The sequence below is a fragment of the Streptomyces tagetis genome (assembly GCF_018069565.1).
Classification (GTDB): Bacteria; Actinomycetota; Actinomycetes; order Streptomycetales; family Streptomycetaceae; genus Streptomyces; species Streptomyces tagetis.
Genome location: NZ_JAGPNL010000005.1, coordinates 314379 through 330161, shown reverse-complemented (window position 1 = coordinate 330161; position 15783 = coordinate 314379). Strand labels below are relative to the sequence as shown.

17 protein-coding genes are annotated in these 15783 nt (G+C 70.3%); 8 read left to right on the top strand and 9 right to left on the bottom strand.

Going from position 1 to position 15783, the window contains the following annotated elements:
• Positions 1–64 precede the first annotated feature (64 nt).
• Complete coding sequence (locus J5Y05_RS19835) at positions 65–1393, bottom strand: putative hexosyltransferase (protein WP_210874367.1); 1329 nt, start codon at positions 1391–1393, stop codon at positions 65–67.
• Between the two features lie 100 nt (positions 1394–1493).
• Between J5Y05_RS19835 and J5Y05_RS19830 the strand changes: the two genes are divergently transcribed.
• From J5Y05_RS19830 to tuf, 5 genes are all read left to right on the top strand, one after another.
• On the top strand, positions 1494–2492 hold the full coding sequence (locus J5Y05_RS19830; RefSeq protein WP_307853995.1) for a glycosyltransferase family 2 protein: 999 nt from the start codon (positions 1494–1496) through the stop codon (positions 2490–2492).
• 324 nt (positions 2493–2816) lie between these two features.
• Positions 2817–3188 carry a 30S ribosomal protein S12 gene (gene rpsL / locus J5Y05_RS19825; RefSeq protein ID WP_030422047.1) on the top strand — a complete coding sequence of 124 codons (372 nt, stop codon included), beginning with the start codon at positions 2817–2819 and terminating at the stop codon, positions 3186–3188.
• 2 nt (positions 3189–3190) lie between these two features.
• Positions 3191–3661 carry a 30S ribosomal protein S7 gene (gene rpsG / locus J5Y05_RS19820; protein WP_003974303.1) on the top strand — a complete coding sequence of 157 codons (471 nt, stop codon included), beginning with the start codon at positions 3191–3193 and terminating at the stop codon, positions 3659–3661.
• A 39-nt stretch (positions 3662–3700) separates the two neighbouring features.
• Positions 3701–5827 (top strand): elongation factor G, encoded by a 2127-nt coding sequence (fusA, locus tag J5Y05_RS19815; protein ID WP_210874366.1) that lies wholly within the window; start codon positions 3701–3703, stop codon positions 5825–5827.
• Between the two features lie 154 nt (positions 5828–5981).
• Complete coding sequence (gene tuf, locus J5Y05_RS19810; RefSeq protein ID WP_210874365.1) at positions 5982–7175, top strand: elongation factor Tu; 1194 nt, start codon at positions 5982–5984, stop codon at positions 7173–7175.
• Positions 7176–7282: 107 nt separating this feature from the next.
• Here the strand turns inward: tuf and J5Y05_RS19805 are convergent, their stop codons facing one another.
• The 6 genes from J5Y05_RS19805 to J5Y05_RS19780 form a co-directional block, all read right to left on the bottom strand.
• Positions 7283–7630, bottom strand: a complete 348-nt coding sequence (locus tag J5Y05_RS19805; protein WP_210874364.1) for a hypothetical protein — start codon at positions 7628–7630, stop codon at positions 7283–7285.
• 84 nt (positions 7631–7714) lie between these two features.
• Positions 7715–8176 carry an NUDIX hydrolase gene (locus J5Y05_RS19800; protein ID WP_210874363.1) on the bottom strand — a complete coding sequence of 154 codons (462 nt, stop codon included), beginning with the start codon at positions 8174–8176 and terminating at the stop codon, positions 7715–7717.
• Positions 8177–8325: 149 nt separating this feature from the next.
• A complete protein-coding gene (locus tag J5Y05_RS19795) occupies positions 8326–9258 on the bottom strand; it encodes a hypothetical protein (protein ID WP_210874362.1) in 933 nt (310 codons plus the stop codon).
• Positions 9255–9839, bottom strand: a complete 585-nt coding sequence (locus tag J5Y05_RS19790; RefSeq protein ID WP_210874361.1) for a DUF6932 family protein — start codon at positions 9837–9839, stop codon at positions 9255–9257. The genes J5Y05_RS19795 and J5Y05_RS19790 overlap by 4 nt, the downstream gene beginning before the upstream one ends.
• A 43-nt stretch (positions 9840–9882) precedes the next feature.
• The gene (locus J5Y05_RS19785) at positions 9883–10890 is read right to left on the bottom strand and encodes a helix-turn-helix domain-containing protein (protein ID WP_210874360.1); all 1008 of its coding nucleotides are present in this window, start codon (positions 10888–10890) and stop codon (positions 9883–9885) included.
• 244 nt (positions 10891–11134) lie between these two features.
• On the bottom strand, positions 11135–11566 hold the full coding sequence (locus tag J5Y05_RS19780) for an ATP-binding protein (RefSeq protein ID WP_210874359.1): 432 nt from the start codon (positions 11564–11566) through the stop codon (positions 11135–11137).
• A 154-nt stretch (positions 11567–11720) separates the two neighbouring features.
• Here J5Y05_RS19780 and J5Y05_RS19775 point away from each other — a divergent pair, with 154 nt between their 5' ends.
• Genes J5Y05_RS19775 through J5Y05_RS19765 form a run of 3 tightly spaced genes read left to right on the top strand, consistent with a single transcriptional unit; the run spans position 11721 to position 13058 of the window.
• Positions 11721–12605 (top strand): helix-turn-helix domain-containing protein, encoded by an 885-nt coding sequence (locus J5Y05_RS19775; protein ID WP_210874358.1) that lies wholly within the window; start codon positions 11721–11723, stop codon positions 12603–12605.
• Positions 12602–12811 carry a DUF397 domain-containing protein gene (locus tag J5Y05_RS19770; RefSeq protein ID WP_210874357.1) on the top strand — a complete coding sequence of 70 codons (210 nt, stop codon included), beginning with the start codon at positions 12602–12604 and terminating at the stop codon, positions 12809–12811. Before J5Y05_RS19775 ends, J5Y05_RS19770 begins: the two co-directional genes overlap by 4 nt.
• Before the next feature lie 37 nt (positions 12812–12848).
• The gene (locus tag J5Y05_RS19765; protein ID WP_210874356.1) at positions 12849–13058 is read left to right on the top strand and encodes a DUF397 domain-containing protein; all 210 of its coding nucleotides are present in this window, start codon (positions 12849–12851) and stop codon (positions 13056–13058) included.
• A 96-nt stretch (positions 13059–13154) separates the two neighbouring features.
• Here the strand turns inward: J5Y05_RS19765 and J5Y05_RS19760 are convergent, their stop codons facing one another.
• The gene (locus J5Y05_RS19760) at positions 13155–14528 is read right to left on the bottom strand and encodes a carbohydrate-binding protein (protein WP_210874555.1); all 1374 of its coding nucleotides are present in this window, start codon (positions 14526–14528) and stop codon (positions 13155–13157) included.
• Between the two features lie 163 nt (positions 14529–14691).
• On the bottom strand, positions 14692–15777 hold the full coding sequence (locus tag J5Y05_RS19755) for a LysR family transcriptional regulator (RefSeq protein ID WP_210874355.1): 1086 nt from the start codon (positions 15775–15777) through the stop codon (positions 14692–14694).
• Positions 15778–15783: the final 6 nt, after the last annotated feature.

Genomic DNA, 15783 nt, shown 5'->3' with positions numbered 1-15783 from the left:
GCATGACCGAAGGGCGGTCACCCCTCACGGGGTGGCCGCCCTTCGGCGTGCGCGGGGGGAGCGGTCAGGGCACGCCCAGTTCGAAGAGGACGTAGTGGGCGTACCAGCCGGAGGCGAGGGCCGCGGTGGTGAAGAAGACCGTGAGGCCGGGCAGCCGGAGGCGGCCGAGGGCCGCGGCGGGGGCGATCAGCAGGGGGAAGGCCGGCAGCAGGTAGCGCATGGTGTTGCCGAACATCTGCTGGGTGCCGAGCACGGTGACGATCGTGGCCAGGGTGTACGCGACCAGCACCAGCGGGGGCCGTTTGCGCAGCATCAGGGCGACGAGGAAGGGCAGCGCCAGCACCAGTTGCAGGGAGAGCAGGTCGGGGACGGCGAAGGCGAAGACGTAGTCGTGCCGGCCGACGGCCAGGTTCCGCAGCACGTCCAGGGTGTAGGCGCCGTAGTCGAAGAAGTGCGCCCAGCCCTCGCGCTGGAGCGTGAAGTACGCCGTCGCCTCGCCCGTGGACCAGCCGACCCAGGCGATGTACGAGAGCAGCCCCAGCGGGGCGACGAGCATGGCGTAGACCGGCCCCCGCACCCCGTGTTCCCGTCTGCTCGCCGGGCGGGCGAGGGTGACCAGGGCGGCCAGGCCCACGGCGCCGATGAGGACGGCGGAGGTGGGCCGGTTGAGCCCGGCGAGGAAGGCGAGGAGTCCGGCCGCCACCCAGCGGCGGGTCATCACGGCGTAGCAGGCCCAGGCCGCGATGGCGACGAAGAGGGACTCGGAGTAGACGGCCCACTCGACGCCCGCGCCCGGCGCCACCGCCCACAGCCCCGCGGCGATGGTGCCCGCGCGGACGCCGGCGACCAGCTTGACCACGCTGTAGACGCCGGCGGCGGCGACGAAGGAGCACAGGACGGAGACGAGGATGCCGGAGCCGTACAGGCCGAGGCCGGTCGCCTCCGAGACCATGCGGATCAGCGACGGGTAAAGCGGGAAGAAGGCGACCGAGTTCTGCCGGACGGTGAACAGGCCCTCCGTCTCCAGCCGGACCAGCGCGGGCTGGTAGCCGTGCTCGGCGACCCGGAGGTACCACCAGCCGTCCCAGGTGCCGAGGACGTCCCACCAGTGGGCGCCGCCGCCGAAGCGCGGGTTCTTGTCGTGGTAGTCCCCGGCGTACTCCAGCAGGGCGGCGAAGACCGCGAGGCCGACGAGCTTGAGGACGCCGTAGAGGGCGAGCGGCGCGAGGAAGGGGCGGGCGGCGGGGGGCAGGGACATGCCCCGGAGCCGGGCGGGGAGCCATGCGGGCCACGGCGTGCGCCGGCCCCCGGCCGATCCGGCGTGCGCGCCGGTGTCCTCGTCGTGCGCGCCTCCCGACGCGCCGGTCACCGTGTCGCCGGCAGCCGTTTCCATGGCCGTCATCCCCCCTGGCCCGACCTCGGGCCTCCCTTGCTGCCATAAGATCGCACAAGAGTCGCACACCTGTGCTCTGCGTCGGGGGAGGGGAGGGGCGGTGCCCGAGGAACGGGACGAGCCGGTCGCGCTGTCGGTCGTGATCCCCATGTACAACGAGGAGGAGGCCCTGCCCGCGCTGGTCAGCCGGGTGCGGCCGGTCCTCGACGGCCTCGGTGTCGCCCACGAGGTCATCGCGGTCGACGACGGCAGCGGCGACCGTACCGCCGAGCTGCTCGCCGCCTTCCGGCTGGGCTGGCCCGAGCTGCGGATCATCTCGCTGCGGCGCAATTCCGGTCATCAGGCCGCCCTCACCGCCGGCCTGGACCGCTCGGCGGGCGCCTACGTGGTCAGCCTGGACGCCGACCTCCAGGACCCGCCGGAGAAGATCCCCGAGATGCTGGCGCTGGCCCGCGCCGAGGGCCTCGACATCGTCTACGGCGTCCGCGCCGACCGCAGCAGCGACACCGGCTTCAAGCGCTGGACGGCGGGGCTCTACTACCGGCTCATGCGCCGGCTGGCCGGGCCCTCCGTCCTCGCCCAGGCCGGTGACTTCCGGCTGCTCAGCCGGGCCGCCGTGGACGCCCTCAAGGCCCTCCCCGACCAGCAGCGGGTCTACCGGCTCCTGGTGCCCTGGCTCGGCTTCCCCAGCGGGCAGGTCACCTACGAACGCGCCCCGCGCACCGCCGGCCGCACCAAGTACCCGCTGGGCCGGATGATCCGGCTCGCCGTGGACAGCGTCACCGGCTTCTCCGCGGCCCCGCTGCGGCTGGCCACCTGGCTCGGCGCCGGCGCCTTCGTGGTCTGCCTGGGGCTGCTCGTCTACACGCTCACCGCGTTCGCGCTGGGGCGGACGGTGCCGGGGTGGACCTCGCTCTTCACCGGGCTGGTGTTCATCGGGGCGGTCCAGTTGATCTGCGTCGGGCTGCTCGGTGAGTACGTCGGCCGGATCTACACGGCGGTCCAGAACCGGCCGACCTACTTCGTGCGCAACGACACATCGGCGCCGGAGGCGGAAACACCGGCGGACAAGCCCCGCGTACCCGCTCCCCGGGGCTGAGACGGCCCGCATCGTGCCAGGACGGAACGGGCGGAACGGGGAGAAGCGGGGAGAAGCGGGCGGGAGCCGGACGGCGCTCCGGGTGCGGCCCATTTGTTTTGACCGCAGCGAATGCTATAGGTACGCTCAGACCTTGTGCCTGGGGTGTGCCCTGGCTCTGGTGTGTGCCTTTCCACCACACCGAAGAGCTGTGACCGGCCACCGTGATCTGCGCATTCTTTTCGCCGTGCGGCGGGAGTCCGCGTGATTCGACACACCCGACCGCGTGGGTCGGTGACGTTCCAGGTTAGCTGTACCCATCGGCACACAGAAACCGGAGAAGTAGTGCCTACGATCCAGCAGCTGGTCCGGAAGGGCCGGCAGGACAAGGTCGACAAGAACAAGACGCCCGCGCTCGAGGGTTCGCCCCAGCGTCGTGGCGTCTGCACGCGTGTCTTCACGACCACCCCGAAGAAGCCGAACTCGGCCCTGCGCAAGGTCGCGCGTGTGCGTCTGACCAGCGGCATCGAGGTCACCGCTTACATTCCGGGTGAGGGGCACAACCTGCAGGAGCACTCGATCGTGCTCGTGCGCGGCGGCCGTGTGAAGGACCTGCCGGGTGTTCGCTACAAGATCATCCGAGGCTCCCTCGACACTCAGGGTGTCAAGAACCGCAAGCAGGCCCGCAGCCGTTACGGCGCCAAGAAGGAGAAGTAAGAATGCCTCGTAAGGGCCCCGCCCCGAAGCGCCCGGTCATCATCGACCCGGTCTACGGTTCTCCTCTGGTGACCTCCCTGATCAACAAGGTGCTGCTGAACGGCAAGCGCTCCACCGCCGAGCGCATCGTCTACGGCGCCATGGAGGGCCTGCGCGAGAAGACCGGCAACGACCCGGTCATCACGCTGAAGCGCGCTCTCGAGAACATCAAGCCGACGCTTGAGGTCAAGTCCCGCCGTGTCGGTGGCGCCACGTACCAGGTGCCGATCGAGGTCAAGCCCGGTCGTGCCAACACCCTGGCGCTGCGCTGGCTCGTCGGTTACTCCCGCGCCCGCCGCGAGAAGACGATGACCGAGCGTCTGCTCAACGAGCTCCTCGACGCCTCCAACGGCCTCGGTGCCGCTGTGAAGAAGCGCGAGGACACGCACAAGATGGCCGAGTCCAACAAGGCCTTCGCGCACTACCGCTGGTAGTCGGAAACCCCTTCGAAACCGAGAGAAGACTGAAGCCTTATGGCTACCACTTCGCTTGACCTGGCCAAGGTCCGCAACATCGGGATCATGGCCCACATCGACGCGGGCAAGACGACCACCACCGAGCGGATTCTGTTCTACACGGGCGTTTCGTACAAGCTGGGCGAGACGCACGAGGGCTCGGCGACCATGGACTGGATGGAGCAGGAGCAGGAGCGTGGTATCACCATCACCTCCGCTGCGACCACCTGTCACTGGCCGCTTGAGGACATCGACCACACCATCAACATCATCGACACCCCGGGCCACGTCGACTTCACGGTCGAGGTGGAGCGTTCGCTGCGCGTCCTCGACGGTGCCGTCACGGTGTTCGACGGTGTCGCCGGTGTCGAGCCGCAGTCCGAGACGGTGTGGCGTCAGGCGGACCGCTACGGCGTTCCGCGTATCTGCTTCGTGAACAAGCTCGACCGCACCGGAGCCGACTTCCTCCGTTGCGTCGGCATGATCTCCGACCGGCTCGGCGCCCAGCCGCTGGTCATGCAGCTCCCCATCGGTGCCGAGGCCGACTTCCGCGGCGTCGTCGACCTCGTGACGATGAAGGCGTACGTCTGGTCCGCCGAGGCGTCCAAGGGCGAGATGTACGACACCGTCGAGATCCCCGAGGACCTGGCCGAGCTGGCGGAGGAGTACCGCGCCAAGCTGCTGGAGTCCGTGGCGGAGAACGACGACAAGCTGATGGAGCTGTACCTGGAGGGCACCGAGCCCTCCGTGGAGCAGCTCTACGAGGCCGTCCGCCGTATCACCATCGCCTCCGGCAAGAGCGAGAACACCACCATCACCCCGGTGTTCTGCGGTACCGCCTTCAAGAACAAGGGTGTGCAGCCGCTGCTCGACGCGGTCGTGCGCTTCCTGCCCTCTCCGCTGGACGTCGAGGCCATCGAGGCCCACGACGTGAAGAACCCGGAGACGGTCATCACGCGCAAGCCGTCCGAGGACGAGCCGCTTGCCGCGCTGGCGTTCAAGATCATGAGCGACCCGCACCTCGGCAAGCTCACCTTCGTCCGCGTGTACTCCGGACGCCTGGTGTCCGGCACTCAGGTGCTGAACTCCGTCAAGGGCAAGAATGAGCGCATCGGCAAGATCTACCGCATGCACGCCAACAAGCGTGAGGAGATCGACGCGGTGGGCGCCGGCGACATCGTCGCCGTCATGGGCCTGAAGCAGACCACCACCGGTGAGACGCTCTCCGACGACAAGGCCCCGGTCATCCTGGAGTCCATGGACTTCCCGGCGCCGGTCATCCAGGTCGCCATCGAGCCCAAGTCCAAGGGCGACCAGGAGAAGCTGGGCGTCGCGATCCAGCGCCTGGCCGAGGAGGACCCGTCCTTCCAGGTCCACTCGGACGAGGAGACCGGCCAGACCATCATCGGCGGTATGGGCGAGCTGCACCTTGAGGTGCTGGTCGACCGCATGCGCCGTGAGTTCAAGGTCGAGGCCAACGTCGGCAAGCCTCAGGTCGCCTACCGCGAGACCATTCGCAAGGCGGTCGAGAAGGTCGAGTTCACCCACAAGAAGCAGACGGGTGGCACCGGCCAGTTCGCGCGCGTCATCATCGCCATCGAGCCGCTCGAGGGCAGCGACGCCTCGTACGAGTTCGTCAACAAGGTGACCGGTGGCCGTGTGCCGAAGGAGTACATTCCTTCGGTCGACGCCGGCGCGCAGGAGGCCATGCAGTTCGGCATCCTCGCGGGCTACGAGATGACCGGCGTCCGCGTCACCCTGCTCGACGGTGCCTACCACGAGGTGGACTCCTCCGAGCTGGCCTTCAAGATCGCCGGTTCGCAGGCGTTCAAGGAGGCCGCGCGCAAGGCCAGCCCCGTGCTGCTCGAACCGATGATGGCCGTCGAGGTCACCACGCCCGAGGACTACATGGGCGAGGTCATCGGTGACATCAACTCCCGCCGTGGCCAGATCCAGGCCATGGAGGAGCGGGCCGGTGCCCGCGTCGTGAAGGGCCTCGTGCCCCTCTCGGAGATGTTCGGCTACGTCGGCGACCTCCGCAGCAAGACGTCGGGTCGCGCGAGCTACTCGATGCAGTTCGACTCCTACGCCGAGGTTCCCCGGAACGTCGCCGAGGAGATCATCGCGAAGGCCAAGGGCGAGTAACGGACTCCGTTCACACGCTTTAGGCTTGACTCCGGAGCCTGATGGGGCATTCCGCCGTGAACCCGGCGAAATGCCCCGCGGCCCGGGATTTCCAGCAAAGATCACCTGGCGCCGATGAGTAAGGCGTACAGAACCACTCCACAGGAGGACCCCAGTGGCGAAGGCGAAGTTCGAGCGGACTAAGCCGCACGTCAACATCGGCACCATCGGTCACATCGACCACGGTAAGACGACCCTCACGGCCGCCATTACCAAGGTGCTGCACGACGCGTACCCGGACCTGAACGAGGCCTCGGCCTTCGACATGATCGACAAGGCGCCCGAAGAGCGCCAGCGCGGTATCACCATCTCGATCTCGCACGTCGAGTACCAGACGGAGTCGCGTCACTACGCCCACGTCGACTGCCCCGGTCACGCGGACTACATCAAGAACATGATCACCGGTGCCGCGCAGATGGACGGCGCCATCCTCGTGGTCGCCGCCACCGACGGCCCGATGCCGCAGACCAAGGAGCACGTGCTCCTGGCCCGCCAGGTCGGCGTTCCGTACATCGTCGTCGCCCTGAACAAGGCCGACATGGTGGACGACGAGGAGATCCTTGAGCTCGTCGAGCTCGAGGTCCGCGAGCTGCTCTCCGAGTACGAGTTCCCCGGCGACGAGGTTCCTGTCGTCAAGGTCTCCGCTCTGAAGGCCCTCGAGGGCGACAAGGAGTGGGGCAACACCGTCCTCGAGCTGATGAAGGCCGTGGACGACTCGATCCCCGCTCCCGAGCGTGACGTCGACAAGCCGTTCCTGATGCCGATCGAGGACGTCTTCACCATCACCGGTCGCGGTACGGTCGTCACCGGCCGCATCGAGCGTGGTGTCCTCAAGGTCAACGAGACCGTCGACATCATCGGCATCAAGACCGAGAAGACCACCACCACGGTCACCGGCATCGAGATGTTCCGCAAGCTGCTCGACGAGGGCCAGGCCGGTGAGAACGTCGGTCTGCTGCTCCGCGGCATCAAGCGCGAGGACGTCGAGCGCGGCCAGGTCATCATCAAGCCGGGCTCGGTCACCCCGCACACCGAGTTCGAGGCGCAGGCGTACATCCTGTCGAAGGACGAGGGTGGCCGTCACACCCCGTTCTTCAACAACTACCGCCCGCAGTTCTACTTCCGTACGACGGACGTGACCGGCGTCGTGACCCTCCCCGAGGGCACCGAGATGGTCATGCCGGGTGACAACACCGAGATGAAGGTGGAGCTCATCCAGCCCGTCGCCATGGAAGAGGGCCTGAAGTTCGCCATCCGCGAGGGTGGCCGCACGGTGGGCGCCGGCCAGGTCACCAAGATCAACAAGTGAGCCTCGCTCACCTGAGGATCGCCTGATCTGACAGGCCCGAAGAACCCGCACGACTTTGGTCGTGCGGGTTCTTTTGTGTGTAAGTGTGACAAGGGGGCCTGGCCCACTTACACGTGTACTGCCTTCATCGCCTCGTCCAGGACGGCGCTCAGCTCGCGCAGGGCCTCACGGGCGATGTCCGCGTCCTCGTGCTCCAAGTCGCTCGTGGCGCGGGCGTGGCGGGCGGCGAGGCCGGGCCGGCGGGCGATCTCGATGTCGCGTGACCAGGCCAGGACCCAGCTCCGTACGGGGCTGAGGGATTGCCACTCCACGGCCTGGGCGAACGCCTCGTCCTTGGTCCGCCGCATCTCCGGCAGGCGACCGGGATCGACGACGGCGAGGGCGGCACGCAGCGCGTCCGGCGTCTGCTCCGGACGGGGAACCAGCTCGTGTCCGTGGTCGGCCTGCGTGCTCATGGAGTCCTCCCGGGAGTGCATGGGTGAGAGTAGTCGTCCGGGAGGAATGGGGTGGGGGAGCGCACGGGTGGTTGTCTTGTGGCGTCAGCGAAGAACGGCAGGTTCTCGCGGGACGCCCTTGACGAGCACATCGGCCACTACACCGGCGAGGCCGAGCGGGTAGACCGTTTCTGTGGTTGAGCGGAGCTCGTCCAGCGACCACCAGCGGCGAGCCCGGATGTTGTCCGTCTGTGTGGCGCGTGCGGCATCGAGGGTGTCGGACGATGCGCGGACGAGGAAATACTTCTCGATCTGTTGCACGCGGCGCCCGCCGACTGGATGTTCTCGGCGACGCTCGGCGATCTCGCCGGACAGGGTCACGTCCTTCGCGCCGAGTTCCTCGCCCAGTTCGCGCAGGGCGGCGGTCGGGTAGTCCTCACCCGGCTCAAGGCTGCCGCCTGGGGTTGCCCAGAAGCCGCCATTCTCGTCGTAGCGGAGCAGCAGGATGCGCTGGTCAGCGTCGAGAATGACGGCTCGGGCCGCCTCCCGGAGGGGCAGTGCGCTCATGGTTCCAGTCTGGCGGGTGGTTCAGCTCCGCTCGACCAGGTAGTCCCCGATACACAGGGCGTCCAGGTCGCACGCCTGGAACGTGGCCAGGGCGTGTGCGGGGGGTCTCCACGATGGGAGCCGGGCTGTCGGGCGCGCTCGGCTGGTGGTCAGGGGGCCAGCGGCAGTGGTGCCTGCTCCGCGGACGGCCCCAGGTACGTGTAGTCGGTGGCCCGCGCGATGCCCACGGCGTCCAGGCGCTGTCGGAACCGGACCCGGAAGTGGACGTTGTCCCCCAGTCCGGGGCGCATACGGAGCAGCACCTCGGGCTCCTCGAAGTGGACGTCGTAGGCGGGGGCGTTCTTGGCCGTGCCCGTCTTCACCTTGACCCAGCCGCTCTCCCGCAACTCCGTGATGCGGCCGGAGATGGTGAGCTCCTGGTCGCGCGGCCGGGTTTCGCGGAGCCGTCCCACGTACTCCCGGCCCCGTCGGCCGAGCCGGGCGCTGCGTGTGCCGCCGTTCGCGTCGTACCAGGTCACGTCCAGTTCCAGCGCGTACTTGTCGAGTGCCCGTGCCATGGCGTCCACGGAGTCGAAGAGCCGTGCCCACTCGCGCACGTCCCCTTCGGATTCGAGCGCGTCCAGCAGCCTGGTGAGAGTCTGCATACCGGTGCTGGTGGCGGAGGTGGCGCGTCCGGTCAGGACCGGCTCGTCCGGCGTCTGGGGCACGGCGACGGGACGGGCGTGGATCACGGTGCTGCCCATGGAGAGGCTGGTGAGCTCCAGTTGGACCGGGGTGCCCGCGGCGGCGGAGACGGCCTTCTCGACGGGATCGAGGAGGGCGTCTCCCCACTGGAAGCGCAGGGCGCCGCCCTCGGTGTCGGGCCCGGTGAGGCGGAGCCGCAGCTCTTCGTCCAGATGGGCGCTGGGCGCGTACTCCCGCACCGCGGCGAGCCGGCTGGCCCGGTGGTCGGCCTCCACCTCGTCGTCGTCCCGGTCCTCGGTCCCCATCTGCTCCAGCAGCCGACGCGCGTTCGCGGCGGCGTCCGGGTCGTCTCCGCGGAGGGCGCGCCTGCGCTCGCGCCAGCCGTCACCGGTCGTCACAGTCGCACCTCCAGGTATCCGCGTGCCGGGGCGGCACTGGCCTCGGACGGGGAGCGGTCCTCTTGGCCGGGCAGGCGACAGCGCTGCCACCAGTCGTCCCAGACCCCTCTGTGCATGAAGTATGTCCGTTCCTCGGCGCTCATGCGCTCAGGCTGGAAGACGTGGCCGACCGGCTGGTAGCCGACTCTGACGGGTGAGACGCCGTACTTCCGCCTGATGGTGTCCCGGCTCTTGAAGGCGTCGGTCAGCCACTTCGACCCCGGCCGGCCGCGGACCGCCCGCTCGGCCCGGATGTCGATCAGGAGTGTGGCGTCGATGTTGCCGGGGTCGAGCTTCGCACTGACGAAGCTGCCGCCGAGCCACAGCCTGTGGAGGAGCGGGTGGCCGCCGAGTGCGTCCGGGTAGGCGTCCTCCAGCGTGAGAAAGCGGTCGAGGTAGTTGTGGAGCCCGTCCCACAGGGTGGGCCGGGTGCCGGAGTCGGCGAACTGTGGTGCGCTGACCAGCAGGGATTCCGCCTCGTCGAGAGAGACCGAGTACCGGCCCAGCGGGAGGAAGCCGGTGGTGGTGAAGGAAGGCAGCACGTGGGTCCTGGGTCGGCGGTGGGTGTGGAAGTCGGTTCGGACGCTAGAGGCGGGGGGAGCCGTTCGTACGGCATTCGAGGCAGTGAGGTACGGAGTCGGGGGCGCGGAAGGCGCGGTCGCAGCGGTCGCAGTTGCGCAGAGTGTGGCGGGGTGGTGGGGGTGTGGCGGGGGCCCGGAACGGGGGCGGGGGCGGCAACTGGGCGGTGAGGCGGTGGGCGAGGAGGGCGGCGGGGCGGCGTAAGGGCTCGTCCGGCAGGGCGGAGGCGAGCGCGTGGCGTACGGCACCGGGGGTGACGTCGCGCTCCAGCCAGGCGGCGACGCCGGGGGCCAGGTGGGCGGTGTCGGTGGCGGAGAGGAGCAGGCGGGGGTCGTGGCGGCGCAGACCGGTGAGGAGGTCGGCGGCCTGCTGGAGGAGGGCGGGGGCGGGGACGGCGGGGTGCGGTACGGCGGGCAGGGGTACGGCGGGGAGGGGCTTGGGGGGTGCGGGGGCGGGGTGGGGGCCGGTGGTGGTTGCCGTGGGGCGGGGGTGGGGCGGGGGTGGGGGGTTCGGGTGGCGGGTTGTCGGGCGGGGTGGGCGGGAGGGGCCCGGGGGTGTGGACGGGCGGGGCTGCCGGGGTGCCGCGGACGGGCGGGGCGGGCGGTCGGCGCGGGCGGCGTCGGCGGGAGCGCGGCGGGGGCCCGGCTGGTTGCAGGAGATGGTGCGGGTGATGATGCGGCCAGTGGACGTACGGACGCGTTCGCGGCGCAGGTAGCCGTGGGCCTCCAGCTCGCGCAGGGCGGCGGCGATGCGCGTCGGGCCCTCCGGGAAGCGGGCGGTGAGCGACTTGATGTCGGCGCCGGCACCGGTGGGCAGCGACTGGATGTGGCAGCCGAGTCCGATCGCCAGCAGCGACAGCGCCGGGTGCTGGACCAGGTGGTTGCCGATCACCACGAAGCGGGTGGTGTGGCGGGTGTTCTCGTGGATGACGCCGCGATGGTGACGCGATCGGGTCGGATTGCCGTCGTCGGCTGACCGGGAGCGCGGGGGCGCGCTAGGGTTTTGGGTATCCATCGGGAAGGTGTCTTCTTCCTTGGTGGTCAGGCCCTCGCACTGGGATTGCCGTCCCGGCGAGGGCCGAAGTCTTTTTGCGGTTGTGTGCGCTGAGCGTAGGGGAGCCGGGGGTACGGAAATCCAGCCGAGCCGGTGATGTTCACCCGCCCGAGTGAGGGTGCGCCTCGGGCGGGAGGGGTGGGGCTGGTTGGGGTTCTTTCCCCACCGGTTCTTTCCTGGTCAGAGCGCCGAGGGCACCGGAACCTCAGAACGTGGGTCCCGGTGGGGCGACGCACAGTTCGGCCCACACGGTCTTGCGCGGGAAGCGGTCCTCGGTCACTCCCCACCGGTCCGCCAACGCCTCCACGAGCAGCAGGCCACGGCCGGATTCGGCGTCGGGCGCGGGGATTCGAGGCTCGGGAAGCTCCTCGCCCCGCGTGTCGGTGACCTCGATACGCAGCGTGTCGCCTACGACGTACAGGACGAGCCGGAAGTCACGGCCGGGCACCCGTCCGTGCGCGGCGGCGTTGTTGGCCAGCTCGGCGACGAGGAGCCGCGCCGGGTCCAGCGGCAGGCCCCAGGACCGGAACTGCTCGGTCGCCAGCAGCCGGGCGAGGCGGGCACCTCGTGGCGTGGGGGAGAGCTGCACGCTGAAGTGGCGGACGTGGCTCATGAGTTCGGCGGATTTCTGGTTCACGTCACTCAGCGTGGCGGCGTGTGCGTACGGTGAGAAGTGACTCCATGAGTACGTACGGTCACTGTCCGGAGGTTGTCCGGTGCTGTCCGGTCCGTCGGAGCGGTTGGTACGGGTAGGGCGTCGCGGTACGGCGCGGACGGCAGAGGGGTGAGGCATGGCGGTGGACGGCGAGGCGGTACGGCCCACGGAGGCGGCGGGCGAGGCGGACGAGCCGGGGTGGGAGGTGGACCCGGACGACGAGTGGGGCGTCGCCGTCATCGCCACGGTGGGGCGGCAGTTGAAGCTCCGGCGCGAGGCGGTGGGGCTGCGCGCCGCCGAGTTCGGTGCGGCGGTCGGGTACGGGGAGGACCTCGTCTACAAGGTCGAGGGAGGCAAGCGCATCCCCCGGCAGGAGTACCTGGACAGGGCCGACGAGGTCCTGAGCGCGGGCGGCCTCATCGCAGCGACCTGGGAGGACGTGAAGAAGGTCCGGTATCCGAAGAGGGTACGGGAGCTGGGGAAGCTGGAGAGTAAGGCGGTTGAGATCGGCTTGTACGAGTGCAACATCGTCCCTGGGTTGCTACAGACGCGGGAGCACGCCCGCGCGGTGATCGGGGCGGCTCAGCCGCCGTACTCGCCAGACGATGTGGAACGCATGGTGGCGGCCCGGCTGGCCCGGCAGTCCGTGTTCGAACGTGACCCCGCTCCGTCCATCCACTTCGTGGTGGAAGAGGCACCGCTGCGCCGTCGAGTTGGGGGCACAATGGTGTGGCAACAGCAGCTCGAACGCCTGCTGCGAGTAGGGCGATCGAACAGGGTCACCCTTCAGGTCATGCCGACGAACACAGAGGCTCACCCAGGCTTGGATGGCAGGATCGAGCTGTTGAAGTTCCCGGACGGTACGGCTGTGGGGCGTGCCGACGGCCTGTTCAGCGCACGGCCCGTCTCTGACCCGAGGCAACTCCGCATTCTGGAACTGCAATACGGAACCATCCGGGCACAGGCACTCCCGCCTCGGGAGTCGCTGGTCTTCATCGAGCAACTGCTGGGAGAGACATGATGCGAAAGGCCTCCTCTGGGGATGCCTCCGAACTGGCGTGGTTCAAGAGCAGCTACAGCGGCGGCACCAACGGCGAGTCGTGCCTTGAGATCGCCGTCAGTCCCCGCATCGTGCACGTCCGCGATTCCAAGAGCGTGGGCGGGCCTCGGCTGGCGATGACGCGCGGTGCGTGGGCGCACTTCGTGAATCACGCATCGGGGAGCTGACGATTTCGCCCCGTGCATCGCTGCTTCTGGAGGAAGCATGATCGGTGAGGTATCAGCCGGGGACGCCTCTGCCTTGCTCTGGGTCAAGAGCAGCTACAGCGACGGTCCCAATGGCAACTCCTGCGTAGAGATCGCGATAGCCCCCCGCACCGTGCATGTGCGTGACTCCAAGAGGCGCGGCGGGCCTCGGCTGGCGCTGGCGCCTGGCGCGTGGGTGCGCTTTGTCGCGTACGCCTGCGAGGGGTGACCTCTCGGCGTCGCGCATAGCGAGACGCGGCCCCGGGTGCGCCGTGGTGGCGGGCCCGGGGCCGCTCCATTCCCCCGCGGAATGGTCAGGTGCGGGTCAGACCCGCTGCCACAGGGCCGGGACGTTCGAGGGCTCCCAGCCCGCCTGGGCCTGGTGGCCCTGGAGGCACCGGTACGAGGCGCCGCCGTACGTCACCGTGTCGCCCGGCTGGTAGACCGTGCCGGCCGCCCAGGTGCCCCCGGCGGGCGGGGGCTCTTCGCCGCCGCCCCCGTTGCCGGAGGTCTTCAGGGTCAGGCCGTACGTCTGGAGCAGGGGGTTGATCGGCTGGAAGAAGGTCTCGCCGCCGCTGCCGCAGTTGCCGGAGCCGCCCGAGGTGACGCCCTGGGCCTGGCTGCCGGAGATGTACGAGCCGCCGGAGTCGCCGGGCTCGGCGCACACCGTGGTGCGGGTGACGCCGGTGACGGTGCCCTCCTGGTAGGAGACGCTGGTGTTGAGCTGCTGGACGGTGCCGCAGTGCCAGCCCGTGGTGGAACCGGAGCGGCACACCGAGGAGCCGACCGGGGCCTGCGTGGACCCGGCGACCTGGACGCTCTGCCCGCCGGCGCCGTTGACGTACGGGGTCGCGGTCCAACTGGAGTTGGTCGCCACCCAGGCCATGTCGCGGCCCGGGAAGGTCGAGCCCTGGAAGGTGCCCTGCGCGACGCGGTTGGCGCCGCTCGTGGAGGCCCCCGCCCGCCCGCAGTGACCGGCGGTGGCGAAGCCCTGCTGGGTGCCCTTGGTGACCGGGAAGCCGATCGAGCAACGGCCGCTGTTGTTGATGTAGTACGCCTCGCCGCCGCGCAGGTCGTAGAAGGTGCGGGGCCGCTCGGTGCGCTGCTCGACCCGGACCAGGGAGGCGTCCACCCCGGCCGCCGCCAGCAAGTCCTGGACCGCGGCGGTCCGTACGGCCTCCACGACCAGCGTGTTGCCGCGGACGTCGACGTACCAGACCGGGGCGTCGGTGGTGTCCCGGCCGTTCGCCGCGCGGTCCACGCGGGCCTTGGCGGCGTCCAGGTCGGCCAGCGAGTGGCGTACGACCTTCGCCTCGGCGCCCTGGGCCGTGATGGCGGCGACGTCGCGCGCGTCGGTGGTCGCCACGGTGAGGGTGCCGGATTCGGCGCCGCGTACCCAGGCTCCGGCGTAGTCGGTGCCCAGGGCCGCCTGGAGCCTGCCGGCGGCGGCACCGGCCTCGGCCTCGTTGGCCAGGCGCCGGTGGGCCTGCGCGGCGTCGAGGCCGAGGTCGCGCTGCATCGCCTTCAGCAGGGCGGGCGGGGCGGCGTCGGTACGGAGGGTCTCGGCGGCCGAGGGCGGGGTGTCGACCGGTGCCTGGGCGCTGGCGGAACCGGCCAGTCCGGCCACGAGCAGGGCTGCCGCCGCGACGAGGGCCGCGCCCGCGCCTCTGGCTCTCGCTCGGGAGTGACGCTGGAACATCGGGGATAGGGGGGACAGGGGGGACATGGGGTATCTCCTCGGTCTCGGTGGGAGGTGCCGAAACCGTAGGGAGGCCCCTTGGGGGGTCGTAAGCCGTCGTCCTGCCCTCTGCGCGGTGTTATGGATGGCGGGAGCCGGCCGGGCTGGGGGGCGTTGCCCGAGGTCAGGGGAGGGGCGGGACCGGCTCGGGGGCGGCGGGGTGCCGGGGAACTCCACGCCGTACCCGGGTCCGGTCGTCCCGTACCCGGCCCTCCCGTACCTCCTCGTCCCGCCCCCGCTCGTCCCGCCCCTCCTCGTCCCGCCCCGACTCGTCCCGTTCCGCGAGCCACTCGGTGTAGCTGTCGCTGCCCGCCGCCACGTCGGCGTGGGCGAGGCGGGCCTGCGTCAGGACGGTGGCGGCGGTGTCCTCCGGCTGGGTCGCGGCGTGCCGGCCGAGCAGGTGCCGCCAGGTGAGGGGCGTGTCCGTGAGCGGCCGGGTGACGATGCCGGGCGTGGTGGGGAAGGTGGCCCGGCACAGCCCGATCGCCCGGCCCACCTGCACCAGGTGGACGAGCGAGGCGGTGTCGGCCTCGTACAGGCGGCGCGGGGTGAACCCGGCGCGGGCGCACGCCGCGGTGAAGCAGTCGCCGAAGCAGCCGTCGCCGGGGACGCAGGCCCACTCCTCCTCCGCCAGCTCCGGCAGGGCCAACTCGCCGCGCCCGGCGAGGGGATGGGCCTCGGAGAGCATGACGAAGACCGGGTCGACGGCGACCTCCTGCCAGACCAGTTGCTCGGCGGCGGGCGGGGCGGCCGATCCGCAGGTGCCGGTGAGGGCGAAGTCGAGGCGTCCCTCGCCGAGTTGGTGGGCCAGCTCGCGTTCGGACCAGGAGGTGCAGGTCGTCATGCGGGCGTGCGGGGACACGTCCGCGAGCCGGTCGACGAGGGCGCCGAGCAGGGGGCCGTGGGTTCCGCCGAGCCGGAGCCGGTCGGTGGTGCGCGGCGCCCGCGCGAACCGGGCGGCCTCGCGCTGTAGTTCGCTGACCGCGGGGAGCACGATCCGGCTCCGCTCCAGCACCAGTTCGCCCAGGGCGGTGGCCCGGACGCCGTGCCGTCCCCGCTCGAACAGCGCGCCACCCAGGGCTCGTTCGATGCGCTTGAGCTGTGCGCTCAGCGCGGGCTGCGCGAGGCCGAGCGCCGTCGCCGCCCTGGTGAGGCTGCCCGCGTCGGCGATGGCCCGGACCGTCTTGAGGTGACGCAACTCCAGCTCCATAGGGGG

Bases quoted from the DNA above. Each gene is read 5' to 3' on its own strand.
- J5Y05_RS19770 (WP_210874357.1), top strand. From the start codon at position 12,602: ATGATGCGAAAGGCCTCCTCTGGGGATGCCTCCGAACTGGCGTGGTTC.
- J5Y05_RS19785 (WP_210874360.1), bottom strand. From the start codon at position 10,890: ATGGATACCCAAAACCCTAGCGCGCCCCCGCGCTCCCGGTCAGCCGAC.
- fusA (WP_210874366.1), top strand. From the start codon at position 3,701: ATGGCTACCACTTCGCTTGACCTGGCCAAGGTCCGCAACATCGGGATC.
- J5Y05_RS19760 (WP_210874555.1), bottom strand. From the start codon at position 14,528: ATGTTCCAGCGTCACTCCCGAGCGAGAGCCAGAGGCGCGGGCGCGGCC.
- J5Y05_RS19775 (WP_210874358.1), top strand. From the start codon at position 11,721: ATGGCGGTGGACGGCGAGGCGGTACGGCCCACGGAGGCGGCGGGCGAG.
- rpsG (WP_003974303.1), top strand. From the start codon at position 3,191: ATGCCTCGTAAGGGCCCCGCCCCGAAGCGCCCGGTCATCATCGACCCG.
- J5Y05_RS19755 (WP_210874355.1), bottom strand. From the start codon at position 15,777: ATGGAGCTGGAGTTGCGTCACCTCAAGACGGTCCGGGCCATCGCCGAC.
- J5Y05_RS19835 (WP_210874367.1), bottom strand. From the start codon at position 1,393: ATGGAAACGGCTGCCGGCGACACGGTGACCGGCGCGTCGGGAGGCGCG.
- J5Y05_RS19765 (WP_210874356.1), top strand. From the start codon at position 12,849: ATGATCGGTGAGGTATCAGCCGGGGACGCCTCTGCCTTGCTCTGGGTC.
- J5Y05_RS19805 (WP_210874364.1), bottom strand. From the start codon at position 7,630: ATGAGCACGCAGGCCGACCACGGACACGAGCTGGTTCCCCGTCCGGAG.
- J5Y05_RS19800 (WP_210874363.1), bottom strand. From the start codon at position 8,176: ATGAGCGCACTGCCCCTCCGGGAGGCGGCCCGAGCCGTCATTCTCGAC.